Raw genomic sequence first — 23,882 nt, 5'->3', positions numbered from 1 at the left:
TTCAGCTCACAAAGGAGAAGCCGCATGGCGGCACAGAAGGGCAAGGACCTGCTGCTCAAGGCGGGAGATGGCGCTGGCGGCTTCGTCACGGTTGCCGGCCTGAGGGCGCGACAGATCGCCTTCAATGCCGAGACCGTTGACGTGACGCACTCGGAATCGGTAGGGCGCTGGCGCGAATTGCTGGCGGGGGCCGGCGTGCGCCGCGCCAGCATCAGCGGCGCTGGCATTTTCAAGGACGAGGCCTCCGACGCGCTCGTTCGTCAGAGCTTCTTCGACGGGGTGATCCGCGACTGGCAGATCGTCGTGCCCGATTTCGGCACGGTTTCCGGGCCGTTCCAGCTCACGGGCCTGGAGTACCGCGGCGACCATGCCGGCGAGGTCACCTTCGACCTGTCGCTGGAATCCGCCGGTCTTCTGGCCTTTGCGGCGCTCTGAGGAGGCGGTCATGGTCAATCGTCTTCGCGGCGAGACCGCGCTCCTGGTCTCCGGCGAAACCCTGCCGATGCGCCTGACGCTCGGTGCGCTTGCCGAGCTCGAGCATGCCTTCTCCGTCGACAGCCTCCCCGCGTTGGGCGAGCGCTTCGTCGAGGGCAGGCTCTCCGCCCGCGACATCATCCGCATCATCGCAGCCGGCTTGCGCGGAGCGGGCCGAGCGATCCGCGACGAGGATGTCGCGGAACTCTCCTTCGATGGCGGCCTGAACGGCGCGATCAAGGCGGCGATCGCGCTGCTTGAGGCAACTTTCGGCGAGGGTGGGGACGCAGCCCGCCCTCCGCAGCCGCCGGCGTGAGCGCGCCGGCGGGTTTCCCCTGGGATGAGGTGATGGCCTTCGGCCTCGGCCGCTTGGCCTGGCCGCCCGATCGTTTCTGGGCCGCGACGCCGCGCGAGATCGCGGCTGCTCTACGCGCTCATCAGGATCAGTCCCGCGGCTCTGCCCCGGAGCGTCCGGCGCTCGCGGCGCTGATGAGCGCCTTTCCCGACGCCTGAGCCGGCAACTCAAACCACCATAGCGAGAGAACGGTCATGACGGATGACGATGGTATCGAATCGGGAGGGCGCCTCTCGGATCTGAGAGCGATGGACCGGTTGACCCAATCGCTGAGCCGCTCCTCCGAGAGCTTCGGCAAGTCGATCGTCAGCGCCTTCTCGCGCGGCGTCGTCGAGGGCAAGCGCTTCGAGGATGTGCTGCGCAGCGTCGGCCGCTCGATGACCGACAGCCTGCTCAAGACCGCGCTGAAACCGCTTCAGACCGGTCTGTCGAGTTTGTTGAGCACGGGCGTCAAGGGCCTCACGGGCCTTTTCGGAGGTATAGGCTTCGGCGGCTCCGGCGGAACTGTGCCGATCGCTCCCTTCGCCGAGGGTGGGATCGTTTCCTCGCCCTCCTATTTTCCGACCGGGCGCGGGCTCGGCCTGATGGGCGAGCGCGGCGCCGAGGCGATCATGCCGCTCGCCCGAGGGCCGGACGGGCGCCTTGGCGTGCGTGCCGGTGGCGGTCAGGGCCGGCCTCTCAATGTCGTCGTGCAGGTCTCGACCCCCGATGCCGATAGCTTCCGCCGCTCGGAGGCGCAGGTCTCGGCCGCCATTGCCCGCGCCGTCGCGCGTGGCCGACGGGCGCTGTGAGGGAGCGGAAACATGCCGGATTTCCACGAGGTTCGTTTCCCGCTCGATGTCGCGCGCGGGGCGCGCGGCGGACCCGAGCGCCAGACCCAGATCGTGACGCTCGCTTCCGGCCGGGAGGTGCGCAACAGCCGCTGGGCTCACTCGCGCCGCCGCTACGATGCCGGGCTCGGCATTCGCAATCTCGACGCTTTGGCGGCCGTGGTGAGCTTCTTCGAGGAGCGGCGCGGCAGGCTCCACGGTTTCCGCTGGCGCGATCAGCTCGACTGGAAGAGCTGCCAACCCTCGCAGCAGCCGGCCGCGACCGACCAGGTCATCGGGGTCGGTGACGGCATTGCCATCACCTTCCAGCTCTGCAAGGCCTACGGAACCGGCGCGTCCGCCTATAGCCGGGAGATCACCAAGCCCTGCGCCGGCACGGTTCGGGTCGCGATGGATGGTGTCGAGCTCGCGGGCAGTGGCTTCTCCTGCAACCTGTCGACCGGGCAGGTCACCTTCGCCGTCGGGTCGATCCCGCCGCCGGCTGCCGTCCTGACCGCCGGCTTCGCCTTCGACGTGCCCGTCCGCTTCGACACAGACGCGATCGAGGTCGATCTCTCCGCCTTTGCGGCCGGTGAGATCCCGCGCGTCCCCGTCGTCGAGATTATCCCGTGAGGCCCGCTCATGCGTGACATTCCCTTAGGTCTCGCCGCCCATATCGAGACGGCCGCGACCACGCTTTGCCATTGCTGGAGCCTGACCCGCCGCGACGGGCTCGTGCTCGGCTTCACCGATCACGACCGCAAGCTGTCCTTCGATGGGATCGATTTCGCCGCGACGACCGGTCTCGAAGCGGCTGAAAGCGCGGCGGAACTGGGCTTCGCCATCGGCGGCGGCGAGGTCGCGGGCGCCTTCGCTGCCTTTGGGCTGAACGAGGCCGATCTGGCGCGCGGGCTCTACGATGATGCGCGCGTTCGCGTCTGGCTGGTCAACTGGGCCGATCCCGGTCAGCGCGCGCTCCTGGAGGAAGGCTTCGTCGGCGAGATCAAACGCGGCGAAGCGAGTTTCGTCGCCGAAATCCGCAGCTTCGCCAGGGCTTTCGACGAGGAGCGTGGCCGGCTCTACATGCGCTCCTGTTCGGCCGACCTCGGCGATGCGCGCTGTGGCCTCGCTCTCGTCGCGGCGGAAGCGGAAATCGTCGAGAGCGACGGCCGCCTCTCGCTCTCAGCCGAAGGCATGGAAGCCTATGTCGATGGCCATTTCACCGGCGGTCGCCTGATCTTCACCAGTGGTGCGAATGTCGGATTCGCCACCGAGGTGAAGCGGCACGGCCGCGAGGGCACGCAGGCACTGTTCCAGCTCTGGCAGGCGCCGGCTGCGTCGATCGTGGCAGGCGACGGATTCAGGGTCACGCCCGGCTGCGACAAGAGCTTCGCGACCTGCCGCGCCAAATTCGGCAACGGCGTCAACTTCCGCGGTTTCCCGCACATGCCGACAACCGACTTCATCATCGGTGGCGTCCGGCCCGGCGACGGGGCGCTCGATGGCGGGAGCCTGTTCCGATGAGGCGCGGCGAGATCGTCGATGCGGCGCGGCTTTGGCTGGGCACGCCTTATCACCATCAGGCCTCGCTGCGCGGTGTCGGCTGCGATTGCCTCGGGCTGGTACGCGGGGTCTGGCGCGACCTCTGTGGTGACGAGCCGGAAACGCCGCCGCCCTATTCGCCGAGTTGGGCCGAGAGTTTGCTGCAGGAGACGCTGGCACTGGCGGCGACGCGGCACCTGCTGCCGATCCGGGCAGCCGGAATGCAGCCCGGCGACGTGCTGCTCTTCCGCTGGCGCGAACACCTGCCGGCCAAGCATTGCGCGATTCTCGCAGGCCCGGATCGCATCATCCACGCGCATGACGGTGCGGCCGTCGCCGAGGTCGCGTTCACGCCCTGGTGGCGACGCCATCTCAGCCACGCCTTTTCCTTTCCGGGAGTGACCGACTGATGGCGACGCTTCTTCTCCAGGTTGCTGGCGCAGCTCTCGGCACGGCCCTGGGTGGGCCGGTCGGCGGCGCGATCGGCCAGGCGCTTGGCGGCCTCGCCGGCGCCAGCATCGACCAGGCCTGGCTCGGCAGTTCGGGCGGGAACAAGATCGTCGATGGCCCGCGCCTCAAGGAGGTGAATGGCCTCGCCGCGACGGAGGGCGCCGCGATCCCGCGTCTCTACGGCCGCGCGCGGCTCGGCGGCCAGTTGATCTGGGCGACGCGCTTCGAGGAAGAGGTCACGGTCTCGATCACGCGCACCAAGAGCGGCGGCAAGGGCGGCAGCCGTGCGAAGAAGACCTACGAGACGACCTATAGCTACCACGCGAATCTCGCGATCGGGCTTTGCGAGGGGCCGATCGCCTTCATCCGGCGTATCTGGGTCGATGGGCGCGAGCTCGATGTCCAGACCGTGCGGATGCGCGTTCATCACGGTTATGAGACGCAGGAGCCCGATCCGCTGATCGCGGCGAAGGAGGCGGACGAGGCGCCGGCCTATCGCGGGCTCGCCTATGTCGTGTTCGAGCGCTTTCCGCTCGCCGATTACGGCAACCGCGTGCCGCAGTTCGATTTCGAGGTCGTGCGCGCCGTCGACGGGCTGGGAGGCATGATCCGGGCGGTGGCGCTGACGCCCGGCGCCGGTGAGTTCGTCTTTGACATCCGCCCGGTCAGTCATGAGTCCGCCCCTGGCGTTACCGAAAGCTTGACGCGCCACCAGCTCTATGGCGGCAGCGACGCTGACACCGCGCTTGGTCATCTCATGGCGCTCTGCCCCAACCTGCGCCGCGTCTCGTTGGTCGTGTCCTGGTTCGGCGACGATCTGCGTGTGGGGGCTTGCAGTGTCGCTCCCCGTGTCGAGATTCCGCACAAGCCGACGGTTGGGGCGCAATGGTCGGTCGCCGGGCTGTCGCGGTCCTCCGCCCGTATCGTCAGCCAGGTCGGCGGCAGGCCAGCGTTCGGCGGCACGCCCTCGGACGAGAGTGTCGTCGCGCTGATCCGGCGCTTACGCTTCGACTACGGGCTGGAGGTCGTCCTCTACCCCTTCCTGATGATGGATATCCCGGCCGGAAACACGTTGCCTGACCCCTATTCGGATGCCGCGAGCCAGCCGCGCTATCCCTGGCGGGGCCGCATCACCTGCGATCCGGCGCCGGGCGAGCCGGGTAGTCCGGAGGGCAGCGCCGCTGTTGCGGCGCAGATCGCGTCCTTCGTCGGCACGGTTGTTCCCGCCGACATGATCTTTGTGGGCGCGAGCGTGACCTGTGCCAAGCCGGACGAATGGTCCTATCGCCGGCTTGTGATGCATTGCGCTGCACTGGCTCAGGCAGCTGGCGGCGTCGAGGGCTTCGTTATCGGCTCGGAGATGGTGGGCCTCACGCATCTGCGCGGCACGACCGGCTATCCGATGGTCGATGCGCTCGCGGCTATCGCGCAGGACGTCAAGACGGCGCTGCCGGGTTCGGTGCTGACCTACGCCGCTGATTGGACCGAATACGGTGCGGATGTTCGCGACGATGGGGACAGAATCGATTTCCCGCTCGATCCGCTCTGGGCTTCTCCTGCCATCAGCGCCATCGGCATCGATTTCTATCCGCCGCTTTCGGATTGGCGCGATTCCGGCAGCCACGCGGACGCCACAACCGCGCAGGGCCCAGCCGATCTCGCCCATCTGCGCCAGCGCCTTACCGCCGGCGAAGCCTATGATTGGTACTACGCCGACGAGGACGGCCGCGCGGCGCAGACTCGCCTGCCGATCACCGACGGCGCCTACGGCAAGCCCTGGACCTTCCGGCCGAAGGATCTCTGGGGCTGGTGGAGCCAGGCCCATATCCGTCGTGCCGGCGGCATCGAGACGACCGCGACTGCGTTCGTGCCGGGTGCAAAGCCGATATGGCTGACCGAGATCGGCATTCCCGCCGTCGACAAGGGCGCCAATGCGCCCAACATGTTCCCCGATCCGAAATCGGACGAGGGCGGTTATCCGCCGTTTTCCAGTGGCGCGCGCGACGACCTTGTTCAGGTGCGGGGGCTGGAGGCCATCATATCCGGCTTCGATCCCGCTCGGGTCGGCTTCGACGCCGCGCGCAATCCGGTCCATCCGGTCAGCGGCATCCGCATGGTCGATCCCAACAGAATCTTCGTCTGGAACTGGGACACGCGGCCTTTCCCGGCCTTTCCGGATCTTTCCGGCATCTGGGCCGATGGGGCGAATTTCGAGACCGGCCATTGGCTGAACGGGCGCCTGGAAGGCACGCCGGTCGACAGGCTCGTCGCGAAGCTGCTCGCCGATTTCGGATTGCCCCCGGCTGACCGGATCGCAGTCGACGGCTTTGTCGATGGCTATGTGCTGGATCGCCCGCTATCGGCGCGGCAGGCGCTGGAACCGCTGGCCCAGAGCTTCGGCTTCGATGCGGTCATGAGTGCTGGGGCCCTGCGTTTCGAGGGCAGGGGTGGCAAGGTCTCGCGCCTGCTGCGCACGGATGATCTCGTTCCCGACCGCGATGGCGAGCCCTTCACGCTCAGGCGCAACCAGGAGACCGAGCTGCCGCTCGAACTGCGCCTTGGCTTCAGCGACAGCGAAGCCGACTACCGCAACGCCGCCGCGCGTTCGCGCCGCCTGGCGGGAGCGGCCCGGCGCGAAGTCTCCGTCGAAACCGCGATCGTGACCCGTTCCGCCGAAGGCCGGCGCCTTGCGGACCAGCGCCTGCAGGAAGTCTGGGCCGGGCGTGAGAGCCTCGAATGCGAGCTGTCTCCACGCTGCATCGCGATCGAGCCCGGCGATGTCCTGTCTGTCCCGGTCGAGCCGGGCAACCGCCTGTTTCGGGTGACCCGCATCGCCGACGGCCCGACGCGGCGGGTGAGCGCTCGCGCCGTCGAACCGGCGATCTATGTTTCGACGGGAACGAGCGGCGGCACGCGCCCGCCGCGAACGCCTCCAGCTTTGCCTGGGCGCCCTTTGGCCGTGCCGCTGGCCCTGCCGATCGTGACGGTGCAGCCGCCGCCCTTGCTGTCGCTGGCGGCTTTCGCCGCCCCCTGGCCCGGCGCCTTGGCGATCTGGCGGGCTAATGACGCCGGCCTGTTCGATCTCGACGGCTTCGTCGAAGCTCCCTCGATCGTTGGCGAGACCTTGACGGTGCTGCCGGCGGGGGCGCTCTGGCGCACGGACCGTCGTGCCGTGCTGGAGGTCAGGTTGCGCGGTGGCGTGCTCTCCTCCGTCTCGCCGGAGGCCGCGTTGGCCGGCGCCAATGCGCTGGCTCTGGTGGGAGCGGACGGTACGGTCGAAATCATCACGGCTGCGCAGGTCGAGTTGATCGGACCACAGCAGTTCCGCCTGACGGGATTGATTCGTGGAATCGGCGGCAGCGAGGCTGCAGCGGCGCGCACTCTTCCGATCGGCGCTCGCGTCGTCGTGCTCGATGGCGCGGCCGTCTCGCTGACGGCGGAGCTGGCCGATCTCGGGCGGACGCGGCGTTATCGCGTCGGCCCGGTCCGTGACGATGTCGGCGATGCCACGATGGTGGAGTTCTCGGTCCCGATCGCCGGGGAGGCGCTCGTGCCGCTCTCGCCCGTCCGGCCGAAGGCGGCAAGGGCGGGCGCGGGCATCATCATCCACTGGTTGAGGCGGACGCGAATCGATGGCGATTCATGGGAACTGGCGGAGGTGCCTCTCGGAGAAGAGGGAGAGCGCTATGAACTGGGCGTCCTCGACGGCGAGACGCTGCTTCGTACCGAAATCGTGAACGCGCCGGAATGGACCTATCCAGCGGCGCAGGAACTCGCCGATTTCGGCTCTGTTCAGCAGGAGATCGCACTCTCGCTGCGCCAGCTCAGCGCGACGGTCGGCCGCGGTCGCGAATGGCGTGGACGGATTCCGGTGCGTTGATCTACTGTTGGTTGTGAGCGGGGCTATGCATTCATGGTGCATTCACGCGGATGGGACTAGCCCATGTCGATGATGCCGGTCGAACCGATCCTTGCCTTTGCGCTCATCGCCTCCTCGCCGATGCCGGTGATCCGCGTCGACGATGCTGCACCGATCTCCTGCCTGTCCTCCGAAGAGACGCGCGATGCCGTCGCCGAAGGGCGTGTCATGCAGCCGGCGGAAGCCTCTCGCCACGCCCGTCACGCGGCGCCGGGCGAGGTCGTCCGCATCAGGCTCTGTCGACAGGGCGAGGATTTCGTCTATGTCGTGACGACGCTGAAGCGCGACGGCCGCGTCGCGCGGGTGACGCTGGAAGGACAATCCGGCAAGATCGCCACCATCCGCTGACAGCCGTTGCGGCTTCCCCAACTGGAGCGACCCCACCGTGAGATTGCTCGTCGTCGAGGACGACAAGGACCTCAACCGCCAGATCGTGACCGCGCTTGAGAATGCCGGCTATGCCGTCGACAAGGCTTTCGACGGTGAGGAAGGCCTCTATCTCGGCGAGGCCGAGCCCTATGATGCGGTAATTCTCGATCTCGGCCTGCCGAAGGTCGATGGCGTAGCCGTGCTGCAGGGCTGGCGCCGGGCCGGCAAGACCATGCCGGTGCTGATTCTGACAGCGCGCGACCGCTGGAGCGACAAGGTCTCGGGCTTCGACGCCGGTGCTGACGACTATGTCGTGAAACCCTTCCATATCGAGGAATTGCTGGCGCGCGTCCGCGCCCTGCTGCGCCGCGCGGCCGGTCATGCCACCTCGGAGTTGGTCTGCGGCCCTGTCCGGCTGGATACCCGCGCGAGCCGCGTCGTCGTCGACGGCAATCCGGTGAAGCTGACCTCGCACGAGTATCGGCTGCTCTCCTATCTGATGCATCATCAGGGGCGGGTCGTGTCGCGGACGGAGCTGGTCGAGCATCTCTACGACCAGGATTTCGATCGCGATTCCAACACGATCGAGGTCTTCGTCGGGCGCCTGCGCAAGAAGCTCGGCGTCGACATCATCGAGACCGTCCGGGGCCTCGGCTATATCGCCGCCGCCCCGGAAAAGGTCTGATCGCGGGCGATGCCGCTCAAATCCCATCGCTATTCGCTGGGAACGCGGCTGTTTTTCTCCGCGGCCGTCTGCTGCGTGCTGATCCTCGTGCTGGCCGGCATCGGCCTCACCACCTTCTATCGCCGCTCCGCCGAGCGCGGCTTCGATGAGCGCCTGTCGGTCTATATCAAGCAGCTGGTCGCCGATCTCGCCGCGCCACCCGAGACCGAACGCCAGACGATCGGCGACCTCGGCGAGCCGCGCTTCGACCTGCCGCTGACCGGCTGGTACTGGCAGATCACTCGCCTCGATGGCGAGCGGCCGAATGTGCGCGCCTCCCGCTCGCTGGTCGGCGGGCAACTCCCCAAGCTGCTCGACCAATCCATCGCCCCGAACAGCCGGGGCCTGCGCGAAAGCTATGTCTCTGGGCCGGACGACCGGCTCCTGCGCATTCTGGAACGCGAGATCGATGTCGGCGAGGACGGGCGCTTCACCGTTGCCGTCGCGGCTCCGGCCGACGAGATCGAGGGGGACATACGGGATTTCCGCTTCGCGCTGGCGATGACCTTCCTGCTGCTCGGCATCGCCCTGGTCGCGTCCACGCTCGTGCAGGTCCGCTTCGGCCTGCGTCCGCTGGTGCGCCTGCGCTCTGCCGTTGGTGCGGTGCGGACGGGTGAAAATCCCCGGATCGTCGGGCAATATCCCCCCGATCTCGCGCCGCTCGCCAGCGAGCTCAACCAGCTCATCGACGCCAATCACGAAATCCTCGATCGCGCCCGCACGCAGGTCGGCAATCTCGCGCATGCGCTGAAGACGCCACTCAGCGTAATGATGAACGAGGCCGACACGAGCGCAGACGGTCAATTGCCCCAGACCGTCCGTGCGCAGGCCGCGATCATGCGCGATCAGGTCCAGTACTATCTCGACCGGGCGCGGGCCGCGGCGCTTTCGGGCGCGCTCGGCGGCGTGACCGAAATCACCCCCTCGCTCGATGCGCTCCTGCGTACCTTCACCAAGATCTCGCAAGGCAAGGGTATCTCCGGTTCGCACACGATCGCATCCGGCCTGCGCTTCCGTGGCGAGAAGCAGGATCTGGAGGAGATGCTCGGTAATCTCCTCGACAACGCTTTCAAATGGGCCTCTTCCACCGTCGAGGTCTCGCTTGCGGACGAGAAGGCACCGGATACCGAGCGGATCGCGCTGCTGATCGACGATGATGGCCCCGGCCTGCCGGAGGAGGCCATGGCCGAAGTCCTGAAACGCGGCCGCCGACTTGATGAGACCACACCGGGATCGGGGCTGGGCCTTTCGATCGTCGTCGACATCGCCAAGCTTTATGGCGGCGGCCTGACCCTGCATCGCTCGCCGCTGGGCGGATTGAGGGCGCGGCTTGAGCTGCCTTCGGTTTAGAAGAATTCTTTGCCGCGTGACCCTTTGTCACCATGAACCCGGGCGGACGATTGGCTAAGAACGCCGCATGATGATCTGGGCCATCTTTGCAGCCATGACGGGAGCAGCGATCTTCGCCTTGCTCCGGCCGCTTAGTCATGGCCGGGCGGAAGGATTCGGCGATACCGCCGATGCACGCAGCCTCTACCGTTCCCAGCTCAAGGAAATCGACCGCGATCTCGGGCGCAAGCTGATCGGCGAGGACGACGCGCAGGCGGCGCGCACCGAAGCAGCCCGCCGCCTTCTGCGCGCCGCCGGTGATGAAGCTGGAGCTGCGGGCGAAACCGAGCCGTCCCTGCGCCGCCGCCGCGCGAGTTCGGCCTTGATGCTCTCGGTCGTACCGTTGCTCGCCCTCCTGATCTACGGGCTCTACGGCTCGCCGAACCTGCCTGACCAGCCGCTGGCGGCGCGGCTGGAAAAGGCCGGCCCGCAGCAGGATTTCGCGATCATCCTCGCGCGCATGGAAGCCCATCTCGCCGCCAATCCGGGCGATGCGAAGGGCTGGTCGCTGCTCGCGCCGATCTATCTCCGCCAGGGCCGCTACGACGAGGCCGCGAAAGCCTTCGCTGCGGCCGTCCGCTTTGGGAAGCCCGATGCCGACCTGCTGGCTGGGCTAGGCGAGGCCCGCATCATGGAAGCCGGCGGCGTCGTCACTGCTGCTGCGCGTGAAGCCTTCGCCGAGGCCGTCAAGCTCGACCCGAAAAGCCCACGCGCCCGCTACTACCTCGCCCTCGCCAAGGAGCAGGACGGCGACGGCGAAGGCGCGCAGGCCGCGCTTGCGCAGCTCCTCTCCGAAGCCCCTGCCGATGCCGACTGGGCCGGCGCTGTGCGTGCCCGTTTGGAACGTATGCAGGCCGATGCCGGCCGCAAGGCGGTCGCAGCCCTTCCCGAGGCCGCACGCCAGCAGGCCATCAAGACGATGGTCGACGGGCTGGCCGAGCGCCTGAGCGCTGGTGGTGGCAACCTGCCCGAATGGAGCCGCCTGATCCGCGCCCGCACCGTCCTTGGCGACAAGCCCGCGGCGCTTCAAGCCCTGAAGACCGCGCGCGAGCGGCTGGCCGACGACAAGGACGCGCTTGCGGCCATCGACGCTCTCGCCGATGAATTGGCCTTGAAGGAGGCCGCGCCATGACGATTGCCCAGCCGACGCGGCCGCTCCCGGCGAAGCGCCGCTTCACCCGCAAGCAGCGCAGGCTGACGCTGATCGCGATGGCCGGTGCGGTGCTGTCTCTGGCCGCCGGCCTCGTTCTCTTCGCGATGCGCGATACCATCGTCTTCTTCTACGGCCCGACCGAGATCACCGAGAAGGGCGTGCTGCCAGGCACCCGCATGCGCCTGGGCGGGCTGGTCGAGGCCGGTTCGGTCCAGCGCAGCGACGGCAAGCGCGTGACCTTCGCGGTGACCGACGGCAAGACCTCGATCAAGGTGGGCTATGACGGGCTGCTGCCCGATCTCTTCCGGGAAGGGCAGGGCGTCGTCACCGAGGGCGTCTTCGAAGGCGCCGGACGCTTCAAGGCGGATTCGGTGCTGGCCAAGCATGACGAGACCTATATGCCGCGCGAAGTCGCCGACACGCTGAAGAAGCAGGGGCATTGGCAGCCGGGCGCTGCCGGCGCTCCTGCCGCTCCGCCGGCAAAGCCGTGAGCCTGATATGATCGTCGAGATCGGCCATTACGCGCTGGCGCTCGCGCTCGGCGTTTCCGTGATCCAGGCGGTGGTGCCGTTCTGGGGCGTGTTCCGGCAGGACCGGACGCTGGCTTCGGTCGGCAGCAGCGCGGCGCTCGTTTCCTTCGCGCTGGTCGCCCTGTCCTTCGCCGCTCTTGTGACGTCCTATGTCCGCTCCGATTTCTCGGTCGGCAATGTCGTCGCCAATTCCCATTCGGCGCAGCCGCTGATCTACAAACTGACCTCCGTCTGGGGCAACCACGAGGGCTCGATGCTGCTCTGGGTGCTGATCCTGACGCTGTTCGGGGCGCTCGTCGCATTGTCGCGCCGCTCGCTGCCGCCGCGCCTGCGGGCCGGCGCGCTCGCTGCGCAAGGGCTCGTGGCCGTCGCCTTCCTCGCCTTCACCCTACTGACCTCGAACCCGTTCCAGCGATTGTCGCCGGTGCCGGCCGAAGGGCAGGACCTTAACCCGATCCTGCAGGACCTCGGCCTCGCAATCCATCCGCCGCTGCTTTATGTCGGCTATGTCGGCTTCTCTATCACCTATGCCTTCGCGGTCGCCGCCCTGATCGACGGGCGCATCGACGCGATGTGGGCGCGCGCCGTCCGGCCCTGGACGCTCTTGGCCTGGACCTTCCTGACGCTCGGCATCGCGATGGGCTCCTACTGGGCCTATTACGAGCTCGGCTGGGGCGGCTGGTGGTTCTGGGACCCGGTCGAGAACGCCTCGTTCATGCCCTGGCTCGCCGGCACGGCCCTGATCCACTCGACCGTGGTGATGGAGAAGCGTGACGCGCTGAAGGTCTGGACGATCCTGCTCGCGATCCTGACCTTCTCGCTCTCGTTGCTCGGCACTTTCATCGTCCGCTCCGGCGTGCTGACCTCGGTCCATTCCTTCGCCACCGATCCGGCGCGAGGCCTCTTCATCCTCCTGATCCTGATCTTCTTCGTCGGCGGCTCGCTCGCGCTCTTCGCCTGGCGCGCGCCCTTGCTGCGGCAGGGCGGCTTGTTCGCGCCCGTCTCCCGCGAGAGCGCGCTCGTCGTCAACAACGTCTTCCTGGCGACGGCCTGCGCCACCGTCTTCGTGGGCACGCTCTATCCGCTGCTGCTGGAGATGGTGACCGGCGACAAGATCTCGGTCGGCCCACCCTTCTATAACGCGACCTTCGTGCCGGTGATGGTGCCGCTGCTGCTGATCCTGCCGCTCGGCCAGTCGTTGGCCTGGAAGCGCGGCGACCTGCTCGGCGCGGCGCAGCGCAACGCCATGGCCTTCGGGATCGCCGTCTTGGCCGCTCTCGCGCTGCTCTTCTTCACGCGCGGCGGGCCGGTTCTGGCGCCGCTTGGAGTCGGCCTTGGTATCTTCCTCGTCCTCGCCGCCGGTTTCGACCTCGGCGAGCGCATCATGATGCGTGCCAGCGGCTGGCGCGCGATGCTGTCGCGGGCGCGCGGCCTGCCGCGCTCCGCCTGGGGCACGGCTTTCGCCCATGCCGGCATCGGCCTGAGTATCATCGGCATCGCCGCCCAGGCCTGGAGCACCGAGGCGATCACCGTCCTGAAGCCCGGCGAGCGTCTGACCAGCGGCCGCTACACCATCGTGCTGGAAGGCATGTCGCCGCGCAGCGGACCGAATTTCCGGGCCGAGGTCGCCCGTTTCCGGGTCTTCTCCGGTGATCGCGAGCTTGCGCCGGTCGAGGCCTCCAAGCGCGTCTATACGGCACGCTCCATGCCGACGACCGAGGCCGGCATCCGCACGGACGGCCTGAGCCAGGCCTATGTCAGCCTCGGCGAGGCGCAGGATGGCGGCGTCGCAGTGCGTCTCTACGACAAGCCGCTGATCCTGCTGATCTGGATCGGCTCGCTCGTCATGGCGCTTGGTGGTGGGCTTTCGCTGACCGATCGGCGCTTCCGGCTGGCGGCGCCGAAGCGTGCCGCGCCGACCGCCGCCGCTCCGCAGCCGGCGGAGTAGGCCGATGCGGCGGATTGCCTTCATCCTCGGTCTGATGCTGCTGGCGGCCCCTGCAGTGCAAGCTGTTCAGCCCGACGAGATATTGCCCAACGCGGCGCTGGAGCAGCGCGCGCGCAATATCTCTGGCGGCCTGCGCTGCCTCGTCTGCCAGAATCAGTCGATCGATGATTCCGACGCGCCGCTCGCCCGTGACCTGCGCATCCTCGTCCGGGAGCGCATCGTCGCCGGCGATGACGACAAGGCCGTGGTCGATTTCGTCGTTGCCCGTTACGGCGATTTCGTCCTGCTGCGCCCGCCACTCAACGCGCAGACGCTGCTGCTCTGGGGCGCGCCGTTCCTCATCTTGCTCGCCGGCATGGCCTTCGTCTGGCGTCGCGGCCGGCAACGGATCGGCGAGGAGGTCGTCGCATCCGTGCCGCTGACCGATGAGGAACGCAGCCGCGTCGACAGGCTGATGCGGGACGAGCGGGGCTGAACCCCGCAACCTTACGAAAGCGTCATCTTCAGGCCAAAGCCGCGTAAGGCGGTGGCCGTCATGGTTCTCGTCACGAGCAGGGGAAAGCGCCCTGTCGCTCCACGAGGTTCATACCATGACGACACAGAACGACACCCGTAAGTCCATCCTGAAGCGCGGCGCGCTCCTGGCCGGCACCGCCATCCTCGGCATCGGTCTTGCCGCCGGCATTGCCGACAGCGCCCTGATGCAGAACCACAATGCCGTCGCCCAGCCGATCCAGCTCTCGGGCGCGCAGACGGCGCTGCCCTCCTTCGCCGACCTGGTCGAGAAGGTGAAGCCGGCCGTAGTCTCGGTCCGCGTCAAGACGCAGGCCGCCGCTGCCGGCGACGAGCAGAATCTCGATGACCTGCCGCCGCAGCTGCGCCGCTTCTTCCGCGAGCGCGGCGAGGGCGCTGCCCCGAGCAAGCCGCAGCCGCGCCAGGGCATGGCCCAGGGCTCGGGCTTCTTCGTCAGCCAGGACGGCTATGTCGTGACCAACAACCACGTCGTCGAGAACGCCGTCGAAGTTCAGCTCGTCACCGACTCCGGCAAGACGCTGGATGCCAAGGTGGTCGGTACCGATCCCCGCACCGATCTGGCTTTGCTGAAGGTCAAGGATGCCGGCGACTACGCCTTCGTGCAGCTGGCCGACGGCAAGGCGCGCATCGGTGACTGGGTGCTGGCGATCGGCAACCCGTTCGGTCTCGGCGGCACGGTCACGGCCGGCATCGTCTCGGCCCAGGGTCGCGATATCGGCTCGGGCCCCTATGACGACTTCATCCAGATCGACGCGCCGATCAATCGCGGCAACTCGGGTGGCCCGACCTTCAACCAGAAGGGTGAGGTCGTCGGCGTCAACACCGCGATCTTCTCGCCCTCCGGCGGCAATGTCGGCATCGCCTTCGCGATCCCGGCTTCCACCGTCAAGCAGGTCGTCGAATCGCTGAAGAAGGACGGCACGGTGGCGCGCGGCTTCATCGGCGTGCAGATCCAGCCGGTCACGACCGAGATGGCCGACGCCATCGGCCTGAAGGACGCCAAGGGCGCGCTCGTCGCCGAGGCGCAGGGCAACGGCCCCGCCGCCAAGGCCGGTATCCGTCGCGGCGACACCATCACCGCTGTGAACGGCGAGGCGATCAAGGACGCCCGCGAGCTGTCGCGCAAGATCGCGACCTTCGCGCCGGGCACCAAGGCCACGATCACGCTCTTCCGCGAAGGCAAGTCGCGGGACGTGACCTTCGAGGTCGGCCGCCAGCCGGCGGCCTGAACCGGAAGTGCATCGGGCTTCCCCGGAAAGCTGCCCTGCTTTCCGGTCCGATGCTGAGCAGGGTCCCTTCGGTTTCCTGTCGCCCCAGCCGAGGGACCTTGCCGTCGCGGCGGCAGGCCGGATGCGTATCATCCGGCCTGCCGTTCTCGCATTTGATAGGCTAGGGTTGGTTCATGCGACTCCTGATCGTCGAAGATGATGCCGAGGCTGCGGCCTATCTGACCAAGGCGTTCCGCGAGGTCGGCCATGTCGCCGACCATGCCGCGGATGGCTTGGAAGGCTATGCCATGGCCGAAGGCGGCGGCTACGACGTGCTGGTCATCGACCGCATGTTGCCGCGCCTCGACGGGCTTTCCCTGATCCGCTCGCTGCGTGAGCAGAAGGACGACACCCCCGCGCTGATCCTCTCCGCGCTCGCTCAGGTCGACGACCGCGTGAAGGGCCTGCGTGCCGGCGGCGACGACTATCTCCCCAAGCCCTATGCATTCTCGGAGCTCCTGGCCCGTGTCGAAGTGCTGGCCCGCCGGCGCAGTGCGCCCGCTTCGGAGCCGACGACCTATCGCGTCGGCGAACTGGTGCTCGACCGGCTCGCCCATCGCGTCACTCGCGAGAGCCAGGAAATCGTGCTGCAGCCGCGCGAGTTCCGACTGCTCGAATACCTGATGAAGCATGCCGGCCAGGTCGTGACCCGCACTATGCTGCTGGAGAACGTCTGGGACTATCATTTCGATCCCCAGACCAATGTCATCGACGTGCATGTCAGCCGCCTGCGCGCCAAGGTCGACAAGGGCTTCGAGCAGCCGATGATCCACACCATCCGCGGCGCGGGATACATGGTCCGTGACAGCCGCTGACGCTCTTCCGCGCAAGCGCCAGAAGTTCCTGCCGACGCTGTTCCGCACGACCGCCTTCAAGCTGACGGCGGCCTATCTCGTCATCTTCGCGCTCTTTGCGGCGTTCGCGCTCGGCTATGTCGCCTGGAACGCGCAGCGCCTGCTGACCGACCAGATCCGCTCGACCATCGATGCCGAGATCCAGGGACTGGCCGAGCAGCAGCGCCAGGGCGGCATCCGCCGGCTCGTCAACATCATCGAGCGCCGCTCGCGGGCGCCGGGCGCCTCGCTCTATCTCGTCACCACACCGGTCGGCGAGCGCATCGCCGGCAATGTCGAGGCGATCCCGCCGGGCACGCTCGACCGCACCGGCGAGAGCGAGATCGAGTACGCCCGCTCCAGCGAGGCCGTCGATACGCCGAGCCGCGCGCTCGTGCGGGTCTACATGCTGCCGGCCGGTTTCCGCCTTCTCGTCGGCCGCGACCTCGAGGAGCGCGACCGGCTCGGCATCGTCATCCGCCGTGCCGCCGGCTGGTCGTTGGCGCTGGTCTTCGTCCTCGGCTGCTTCGCCAGCTGGTTCGTGGCGCGGCGTGTGCTGAAGCGCATCGACGGCATGACCGAGACAGCACATGGCATCATGGCGGGCGACCTGAAAGGCCGGCTCGCGATCACCGGCACCGGCGACGAGCTCGACCGGCTGGCGCTCAACCTCAATGCGATGCTCGACCGCATCGGCGAGTTGATGGCCGGCATGCAGCAGGTCACCGACAACATCGCCCATGACCTGAAGACGCCGCTGACCCGCCTGCGCAACCGCGCCGAGGAGGCGCTGCGCACGGCGCAGTCACCGGATGAATTGCGGGCCGCGCTCGATGGCGCGATCGAGGAGGCGGACAACCTCATCCGCGTCTTCAACGCGCTGCTGATGATCGCGCGGCTGGAGGCCGGCCGCATCAGCGAGAACATGAGCGAGCTCGACCTGTCCGAGGTCGTCTCGGGCCTCGCCGAGCTCTACGAGCCCCTCGCCGAGGAAGCCGGCCTCTCGCTCGCCAGCGCGGTCGAGCCCGGCCTGAAGGTGCATGGCAATCGCGAGCTGATCGGGCAGGCCCTGAACAACCTGATCGACAACGCCCTGAAATACGGCGCACCGGAGCAGGGCGGCGATGGCACAGTCGCAGTTTCAGCCCGGCAGGTCGGCGATCAGGTCGAGCTCTCCGTCGCCGATCGCGGCCCCGGCATTCCCGAGGCCGATCGCGGCCGCGTGCTCGACCGTTTCGTGCGGCTCGATGCCAGCCGCAGCAAGCCGGGCTTCGGCCTCGGCCTCTCGCTGGCAGCCGGCGTGGTACGCTTGCATGGCGGGCAGCTCAGGTTGGAGGACAATGCGCCGGGCCTGCGCGTGGTCATCTTCCTGCCGGCTGGCAGCCCGAAGCCTGTGGACACGCCGGCCCTGACGGAGCCAGCCGCCTCGACAGCGGCGCCAAACCCTGCTGGCCTGCCCAGCCACTGAGGCAGGACGATGAACGATGGCGGAACGGCTCTGTGACAGGCTCGAGGTTGCGCCGGTCCTGCCGGCGAAGGCCAAGGCCGAGGCGCTGCTGAAGCGCGAGCTGATCGAGCGGTTGCATGACGAGGAAGCGGCCGGGGCGCTGAGCGCGCATCTGGCCGAGCATCCGCGCAGCGCGGCGCTCGTCGCCGGCATCGTCGCGCATTCGCCCTTCCTGACGCAGATCATGCGCTTCGATCCGGCCGGTTTGCTCGCTGCTCTGACGGAAGCGCCGGAGGCACGTCGCGACGCCTTGCTCGGCGGTATCGCGGCCTTTGCTGCTGCGGGATGCGAAACCGCCGACCTGATGCGCGAACTGCGGCGCTTCCGTCGCTCCATGGCGCTCCTGATCGCGTTGGCCGATATCGGCGGCGCCTGGGACGTCGAGACCGTGACGGCCGCTCTCACCGCGACCGCCGATGCGGCGACACGCCTCGCGACCAACCATGTGCTGCGCCAGGCCGCTGATCTCGGCCGGATCAATCTCGCGGATCCCGCCAATCCGGGTCTCGGCTCCGGCCTCGTCGTGTTGGCACTCGGCAAGCACGGAGCCGGCGAGCTGAACTATTCCTCGGACATCGACATCGTCGTGTTCTTCGACCCTGAGGCCGCGGAAGCGGCCGGCGTCGGAGAGCCCACGAGCTTCTTCGTCAAGCTAACCCAGCAGATCGCGCGCATCATCCAGGAGCGCACGCCGGACGGCTATGTCTTCCGCGTCGACCTCCGCTTGCGGCCGGACCCGGCCTCGACCCATGTCGCGGTTTCCTTGCCCTCAGCCTATTCCTATTACGAGACGGTCGGCCAGAACTGGGAGCGCGCCGCCATGATCAAGGCGCGGCCGATCGCGGGCGATATCGAGCTTGGCCGGCGCTTCCTGAAGGACTTGGCGCCCTTCATCTGGCGCAAGTATTTCGATTTCGCGACCATCGCCGACATCCACGCGATGAAGCGCCAGATCCAGACCGTGAAGGGCCACGAGACCATCGCGGTCGCCGGCCACAACGTGAAGCTCGGGCGCGGCGGCATCCGCGAGATCGAGTTCTTCGTCCAGACCCAGCAGCTCGTCTTCGGCGGACGCCGCCCGGCTTTGCGCGGCCCGCGCACGCTGGAGATGCTCGGCGAACTGACGACCGAGGGCTGGATCACCTCACAGGCTCGCGACGAGCTGTCGGAGTCTTATCGCTGGCTGCGCACCATCGAGCACCGCCTGCAGATGCAGGCTGACGAGCAGACGCAGACCCTGCCCAAGGCGGCAGGCGAGCTCGAAGCCTTCTCCCGCTTTTGCGGCTATCCCTCGACGGCCGCTTTCGGCAAGGCGCTGACGGCCCATGCCAGGCGCGTCGAGGGCCATTACGCTCTGCTCTTCGAAGAGGGGCCGAGCCTCGCCTCTGAAGCCGGTACGCTGAGCTTCACGGGTTCCGAGACCGACCCCGAGACGATCGAGACGCTGGGCAAGCTCGGCTTCCGCGATGGCGCGACTGCGGCTGAGACGGTGCGCGGCTGGCATTTCGGCCGCCGCGCTGCCGTGACCAGCGCGCGCGCGCGCGAGGTGCTCACGGAATTGACCCCGGCCTTGCTCGTCGCGCTCGGCCGCACCGCCGATCCCGATGGCGCGCTCGCCCATCTCGACAACGCCTTCGTCCGCATGCCGGCCGCGGTCGAACTGCTGACGCTGCTGCGTTCTCACGATTCCCTGCTGACGCTCTTCGCCGAAATCCTCGGCAGCGCGCCGCGCCTCGCCAAGGTCGCGGCGCTGCACCCGCATGTGCTCGACGGCGTCATCGATCCCGCCTTCGGGCAGGCGGTGCTCGATGTCGAGGCGCTGGAACGCCGCATCCGCAACTATGTCGGCTCCCCGCCGCCCAGCGTCGAGGATGGGCTCGACCGCCTGCGCGACGCGGCCCGGCAGGAGAATTTCCTGGTCGGCGCCCGCCTGCTCTCCGGCGTCTATCCGGCGCAAGGGGCGGGGCAGGCCTATTGCGCCGTGGCAGAGGCCTGCCTGCGGGTCGCCTTCGCCGATACGCGTCGGTCCTTCGTCGAGGATCACGGCCTCATCGAAGGGGCCGAGACCGTGGTGCTCGGCCTCGGTCGGCTCGGCGCGGGCGAGCTCACGCCCTCATCCGATCTCGACCTGATCCTGCTCTATGACCGGCCAGAGGAGGCTGGCCCGAGCGACGGCACCAAGAGCCTCGATCCCGTCACCTGGCATGTCCGCTTCACCCAGCGCCTCGTCGCGGCGCTGACGGTGCCGACGCGGCGCGGCACGCTCTATCAGGTCGACATGCGCCTGCGCCCGACCGGCAACAAGAGCCCCGCCGCGACCCAGTTCGCCGGCTTCGAGGCCTATCACCAGGGCGAGGCCGAGATCTGGGAGGAGATGGCGCTGACCCGCGCCCGCGTCGTCGCCGGCGATGCCGGTCTGGCCCAGCGGGCGGAAGCCTCGATTCGCGCGATCCTCTCGCGCAAGCGCGAGCCCGCCAAGGTCGCGGCTGCAGTCGCCGAGATGCGCGCGCTGATCGCCAAGGAAAAGGGCGAGAAGGACCCCTGGGACCTCAAGCTCGCGGCTGGCGGCATCACCGATCTCGACTTCCTCGCCCAGTTCCTTGTGCTCGCCTATGCCAGCGCGCATCCCGGCCTGATCGTCAACGACACGGCCTCGGTCTTCGTTGCAGCCAAGGCGGTCGGCCTGCTCTCGGATGGCGATGCCTCGGTCCTGCTGGAGGCGCATCGCCTGATCGGCGACGTCCAGCTGTGGCAGCGCTTCACGGTGGAGGAAGCCTTCGATCCCAAGGCCGTGCCGCCTCGGGTGCTGCGTCGGATCGCGACCGCGGTCGGTCGTCCTGATGCGAAGGTTCTGAAGGCGGAGCTGGATGAGGTTCGTGGCGCTGTGCGGGCGATCTTCACGCGCGTGCTGTCGAAGGCGAAGGCTGGCTAGAAGCGGGCTGAGACGCCTGCCTTTGCTGGGGACCGCCACAACGATTTCAGGACTGTTCGGTCTGGTCCTCGTCGCGAGAGGCGGTTACCCGGATTTGAGTGGCGCCCGCATCTGCAAGCAACTGTAGCATGTCCCAGAAAGCGTCTGGCTCTGCCGTGCCAAGGTCAGCGCTGATAGACTTGGTGCTTATGGTCAGGGAGTGAACGATTTTACTGAACTCGGCCGGCTCGTCGTAGCGCTCCTCGGCAGGGTCAAACCAACGCCGGAACCAGCCAGACAGCCCTTCCGCCGGAAGCTGTTCAGCGTCGTGATGAAGGAGCACATCGTCCCAACGCAGATGATCAATTGTTAGTGCAGTTTGTCCGAAACTGCCCCGGATGCGCGTGAACGACAGGACTTGTTCCGGTATGAATTCGATCACCTGCGCTTGACCTTCGTTTCGGACGAAGTCCGCGCAGTACATCTTTTCGAACAGACTGCTTCCGTCTGCGAGTTGGAATTTCACCTCGGCCGCGCCTCGCGCGCCATCCTCGCGCTGCTGAGCTATAAAAGCCTGGAACTGCTCGACATAGTGATCGCGAACACGAGATATCAGATTGGCAACGTCCACGGTGTCGGGACCCTCGTACGAGCTGGGCTGAGAACGCTGAGTCTCACGCCGCCTGCGCGGTGACGCGGTTGGCGCCGCCGTCGAGCGGCAGGTGGACCATGACGATGGTGCCGGCGCCCATCGCCGAGCGCAGGCGGAGCGAGCCGCCATGCATCTCGGTGAGCGAGCGGGCGATGGCGAGGCCGAGCCCTGAGCCCTTGTAGCTGCGCACCAGATCGCCCTCGACCTGCTCGAACGGCCGGCCGACACGGTCGATCTTCTCCTTGGGGATGCCGATGCCGGTATCCTCGATGAAGATGTTGAGCGCGCCGGGGACATGGCGGGTGCGGACCGCGATCCGCCCGCCTTCCGGCGTGAACTTGGCGGCGTTGTCGAGGAGGTTGCCGAGGATCTGGTAGAGTGCGTGCGGGTCGGCTTCGAGATGGGTATCGAGCGGGCCTTCGATGGCGAGCACGAGCTGCTTGCGCTCCACCTCCGGCTGGACCTTCTGCAGCGCCTGGTCGAGCACCGGGCCGAGCGCGATCTCGGTCTTCTCCAGCCGCATCCGGCCGGATTCGATACGCGACATGTCGAGGATGTCGTCGATGATGCTCAGGAGGTAGCCGCCGCTGGAGCGGATATCGCGGACATAGTCGGTGTATTTCTCGCCGAGCGGGCCGAACATGCCGTTCTCCATGATCTCGGAGAAGCCGATGATGGCGTTGAGCGGCGTGCGCAGCTCATGGCTCATATTGGCGAGGAATTCGGACTTGGCGCGGTTGGCGCTCTCGGCGGAGGCCTTCTGCTCGAGATAGCGCTCGGCGAGATCGGCGAGCTGCTGGGCCTGGGCTTCGAGCTTCTGGCGCGAGGCCTTGAGATCGGTGACATGCATCAGGAGCTGGTGCTCGGACTGGGTCAGCCGCTCTTCCTGCTGCTTGAGCTTGGTGATGTCGGTGCCGACGGAGACCGAGCCGCCATCCTTGGTGCGGCGGCCGTTGATCTGGAGCCAGCGGCCGTCCGAGAGACGGGCCTCGTATGAGGCGCCGGCGGCGCCGCGCTGCACGCGCATCGGCTCGCGGTCGATCTGCGGCTGGGCAGAGCGCTCCATGATCTCGTCATAGGAGGCACCGGATTGCAGGGCCTCGGGCGGGAGTTGGTGGAGCTGCTGGTACTTGGCATTGCAGAGCACGAGGCGGTTATCGGCATCCCAGAGCACGAAGGCTTCCGAGATCGCCTCGACGGCGTCGCGCAGGCGGGCATCGGCGGTGGCGGTGCGCTCGGCCATGCGGCGCTGCTCGGAGATGTCGACGACGATGCCGACGAGGTGGCGCGAGCGGGTGCGGCGGTCGATCACCAGCTCGGCGCGGGCCTTGAGCCAGATCCATTCGCCGGAAGCGGAGCGGACGCGGAACTCGCGGTCGAGATGGTCGGCCTCGCCACGGCTGATCGCGTCGGCCAGCGCATAGAGGTCGACATCCTCCTGGTTGATGAAGCTCGAGACCTCGCCGAAGGACATGTACTCGCCGGTGCGGTCATAGCCGAGCAGGGCGTACATGGAATCCGACCAGTAGATCCGGCCGCGCGCGAGGTCCCAGTCCCAGAGCCCGCAATGGCCGCGATTGAGGGCGGTGTCGATGCGCTCGCGGACGCAATCGCAATCCTGATCGGCGGCGTTCGCTCGCTTCGACTGGAGCATGAAGGCGAGCGTGGTGACGCCGAGCACGAGGCCGGCGGCGCCGAACAGCAGGATCAGGCCGGAGCGGCGCAGTTGCCAGGTCGAAAGCGCGTGGGAGACCGGCTGGAGCACGGCGACCTGCCCGAGCGGGGCGGAGAGGTTGCGCACGCTGGCGAGGACGTCGGCCCCGTTCGGCAGGGTAATGCGCATCACACCGGCGCGGTCGCCGAAGATGGTCAGCGGCTGGGTCGGGCCGAGGAAGTCGACGAGCGCGCGCTGCGTCTGGCCGATCGCCGGCTCGCTGGCGATGACGCGGCCATCGGCGCCGCTGACATGGACGATGCGGCCATGGGCAGCGAGGTGGCGGGCGGTGAGGGCGGCCAGCACGGCGGTCGGCTCCCTGCCGGCCAGCGTCGCGGCATCGAGCTCGCGGGCGACCAGCGCCGAGACCAGGTCCATATCACCGGTCGCATCGGCGAGCGCGTCGTCACGCATGGCGGCGGTCTGGATCAGCGCGCCGGCGCCGAGAATGATGAGGAAAAGCCCGACAAGCGCCGGGATGGCGGTGCGGAAGGTGGGTTCGAAGCTTTCGAAGCGATGATACAACGGGTGCGTCAGCGAGCGCGCTACACCCAGAATCGTATCGGCGCGCACAGGTGCGCAGCCCGCGTTGGCACGCGACATGCCCGGTCCCCCTTCGGAACTTTACCGTCAGTAAGATCGGGAGACGTGCCGCATCCCCGCGAATCACTGTCAGTTGAATCCGGGCGCCTTGGTTTGTCTAGCCCTGAGTTGAGTCAGCAGCGTCGAATTCTCCTTTAGGTTGTAGTGCTTATGGCGATGAATCCTGCGCGGGTAATGAAACGTTAATGTTTTGGACAG

At 67.6% G+C, this 23,882-nt stretch carries 21 protein-coding genes; 19 read left to right on the top strand and 2 right to left on the bottom strand.

Translation table 11 applies throughout. The features are described from left to right. Nucleotides 1-24: 24 nt before the first annotated feature. From NUV79_RS19270 to NUV79_RS19180, 19 genes are all read left to right on the top strand, one after another. Nucleotides 25-435 (top strand): phage major tail protein, TP901-1 family, encoded by a 411-nt coding sequence (locus NUV79_RS19270; RefSeq protein ID WP_257734684.1) that lies wholly within the window; start codon nt 25-27, stop codon nt 433-435. Nucleotides 436-445: 10 nt separating this feature from the next. Then, nucleotides 446-790, top strand: coding sequence for a gene transfer agent family protein (locus NUV79_RS19265; protein ID WP_257734683.1), 345 nt, complete (start codon nt 446-448; stop codon nt 788-790). After that, nucleotides 787-987, top strand: a complete 201-nt coding sequence (locus tag NUV79_RS19260) for a phage tail assembly chaperone (RefSeq protein ID WP_257734682.1) — start codon at nt 787-789, stop codon at nt 985-987. The genes NUV79_RS19265 and NUV79_RS19260 overlap by 4 nt, the downstream gene beginning before the upstream one ends. A 90-nt stretch (nt 988-1,077) precedes the next feature. Then, nucleotides 1,078-1,620 carry a phage tail tape measure protein gene (locus NUV79_RS19255; protein ID WP_257734681.1) on the top strand — a complete coding sequence of 181 codons (543 nt, stop codon included), beginning with the start codon at nt 1,078-1,080 and terminating at the stop codon, nt 1,618-1,620. A gap of 12 nt (nt 1,621-1,632) precedes the next feature. Further along, a complete protein-coding gene (locus NUV79_RS19250; RefSeq protein ID WP_257734680.1) occupies nt 1,633-2,271 on the top strand; it encodes a DUF2460 domain-containing protein in 639 nt (212 codons plus the stop codon). Nucleotides 2,272-2,280: 9 nt separating this feature from the next. Next, on the top strand, nt 2,281-3,162 hold the full coding sequence (locus tag NUV79_RS19245) for a DUF2163 domain-containing protein (RefSeq protein ID WP_257734679.1): 882 nt from the start codon (nt 2,281-2,283) through the stop codon (nt 3,160-3,162). Further along, nucleotides 3,159-3,590 (top strand): NlpC/P60 family protein, encoded by a 432-nt coding sequence (locus tag NUV79_RS19240; RefSeq protein WP_257734678.1) that lies wholly within the window; start codon nt 3,159-3,161, stop codon nt 3,588-3,590. Before NUV79_RS19245 ends, NUV79_RS19240 begins: the two co-directional genes overlap by 4 nt. Further along, complete coding sequence (locus NUV79_RS19235) at nt 3,590-7,510, top strand: baseplate multidomain protein megatron (protein ID WP_257734677.1); 3,921 nt, start codon at nt 3,590-3,592, stop codon at nt 7,508-7,510. Before NUV79_RS19240 ends, NUV79_RS19235 begins: the two co-directional genes overlap by 1 nt. A gap of 63 nt (nt 7,511-7,573) precedes the next feature. Next, complete coding sequence (locus tag NUV79_RS19230) at nt 7,574-7,897, top strand: PepSY domain-containing protein (protein ID WP_257734676.1); 324 nt, start codon at nt 7,574-7,576, stop codon at nt 7,895-7,897. Nucleotides 7,898-7,934: 37 nt separating this feature from the next. Beyond that, nucleotides 7,935-8,603, top strand: coding sequence for a response regulator transcription factor (locus tag NUV79_RS19225; RefSeq protein WP_257734675.1), 669 nt, complete (start codon nt 7,935-7,937; stop codon nt 8,601-8,603). A gap of 9 nt (nt 8,604-8,612) precedes the next feature. Next, on the top strand, nt 8,613-9,992 hold the full coding sequence (locus NUV79_RS19220; RefSeq protein WP_257734674.1) for a sensor histidine kinase: 1,380 nt from the start codon (nt 8,613-8,615) through the stop codon (nt 9,990-9,992). A 67-nt stretch (nt 9,993-10,059) separates the two neighbouring features. Next, nucleotides 10,060-11,163, top strand: a complete 1,104-nt coding sequence (ccmI, locus tag NUV79_RS19215; protein ID WP_257734673.1) for a c-type cytochrome biogenesis protein CcmI — start codon at nt 10,060-10,062, stop codon at nt 11,161-11,163. Next, a complete protein-coding gene (gene ccmE, locus NUV79_RS19210; protein WP_257734672.1) occupies nt 11,160-11,675 on the top strand; it encodes a cytochrome c maturation protein CcmE in 516 nt (171 codons plus the stop codon). Before ccmI ends, ccmE begins: the two co-directional genes overlap by 4 nt. Nucleotides 11,676-11,682: 7 nt before the next feature. Then, entirely contained in the window at nt 11,683-13,662 is a 1,980-nt protein-coding gene (locus NUV79_RS19205; RefSeq protein WP_257734671.1) for a heme lyase CcmF/NrfE family subunit, read from the top strand. Nucleotides 13,663-13,666: 4 nt separating this feature from the next. Beyond that, nucleotides 13,667-14,137 (top strand): cytochrome c-type biogenesis protein, encoded by a 471-nt coding sequence (locus NUV79_RS19200; protein ID WP_257734670.1) that lies wholly within the window; start codon nt 13,667-13,669, stop codon nt 14,135-14,137. Nucleotides 14,138-14,252: 115 nt separating this feature from the next. Then, on the top strand, nt 14,253-15,425 hold the full coding sequence (locus NUV79_RS19195) for a trypsin-like peptidase domain-containing protein (RefSeq protein WP_374679299.1): 1,173 nt from the start codon (nt 14,253-14,255) through the stop codon (nt 15,423-15,425). Nucleotides 15,426-15,598: 173 nt separating this feature from the next. Then, nucleotides 15,599-16,279, top strand: a complete 681-nt coding sequence (locus tag NUV79_RS19190; protein ID WP_257734669.1) for a response regulator transcription factor — start codon at nt 15,599-15,601, stop codon at nt 16,277-16,279. Beyond that, entirely contained in the window at nt 16,266-17,765 is a 1,500-nt protein-coding gene (locus NUV79_RS19185; protein ID WP_257734668.1) for a sensor histidine kinase, read from the top strand. Before NUV79_RS19190 ends, NUV79_RS19185 begins: the two co-directional genes overlap by 14 nt. Before the next feature lie 16 nt (nt 17,766-17,781). Continuing rightward, nucleotides 17,782-20,736, top strand: coding sequence for a bifunctional [glutamine synthetase] adenylyltransferase/[glutamine synthetase]-adenylyl-L-tyrosine phosphorylase (locus NUV79_RS19180; protein ID WP_257734667.1), 2,955 nt, complete (start codon nt 17,782-17,784; stop codon nt 20,734-20,736). A 46-nt stretch (nt 20,737-20,782) separates the two neighbouring features. Here the strand turns inward: NUV79_RS19180 and NUV79_RS19175 are convergent, their stop codons facing one another. Then, nucleotides 20,783-21,346 (bottom strand): hypothetical protein, encoded by a 564-nt coding sequence (locus NUV79_RS19175; protein WP_257734666.1) that lies wholly within the window; start codon nt 21,344-21,346, stop codon nt 20,783-20,785. Nucleotides 21,347-21,389: 43 nt separating this feature from the next. Beyond that, entirely contained in the window at nt 21,390-23,684 is a 2,295-nt protein-coding gene (locus NUV79_RS19170) for a PAS domain-containing sensor histidine kinase (RefSeq protein ID WP_257734665.1), read from the bottom strand. Between the last annotated feature and the right edge of the window lie 198 nt (nt 23,685-23,882).

The sequence above is a fragment of the Allobosea sp. 47.2.35 genome (genome assembly GCF_024655635.1).
GTDB lineage: Bacteria > Pseudomonadota > Alphaproteobacteria > Rhizobiales > Beijerinckiaceae > Allobosea.
The sequence above is the reverse complement of the archived record's forward strand: the minus strand, read 5'-3'. Positions and strand labels throughout refer to the sequence as shown.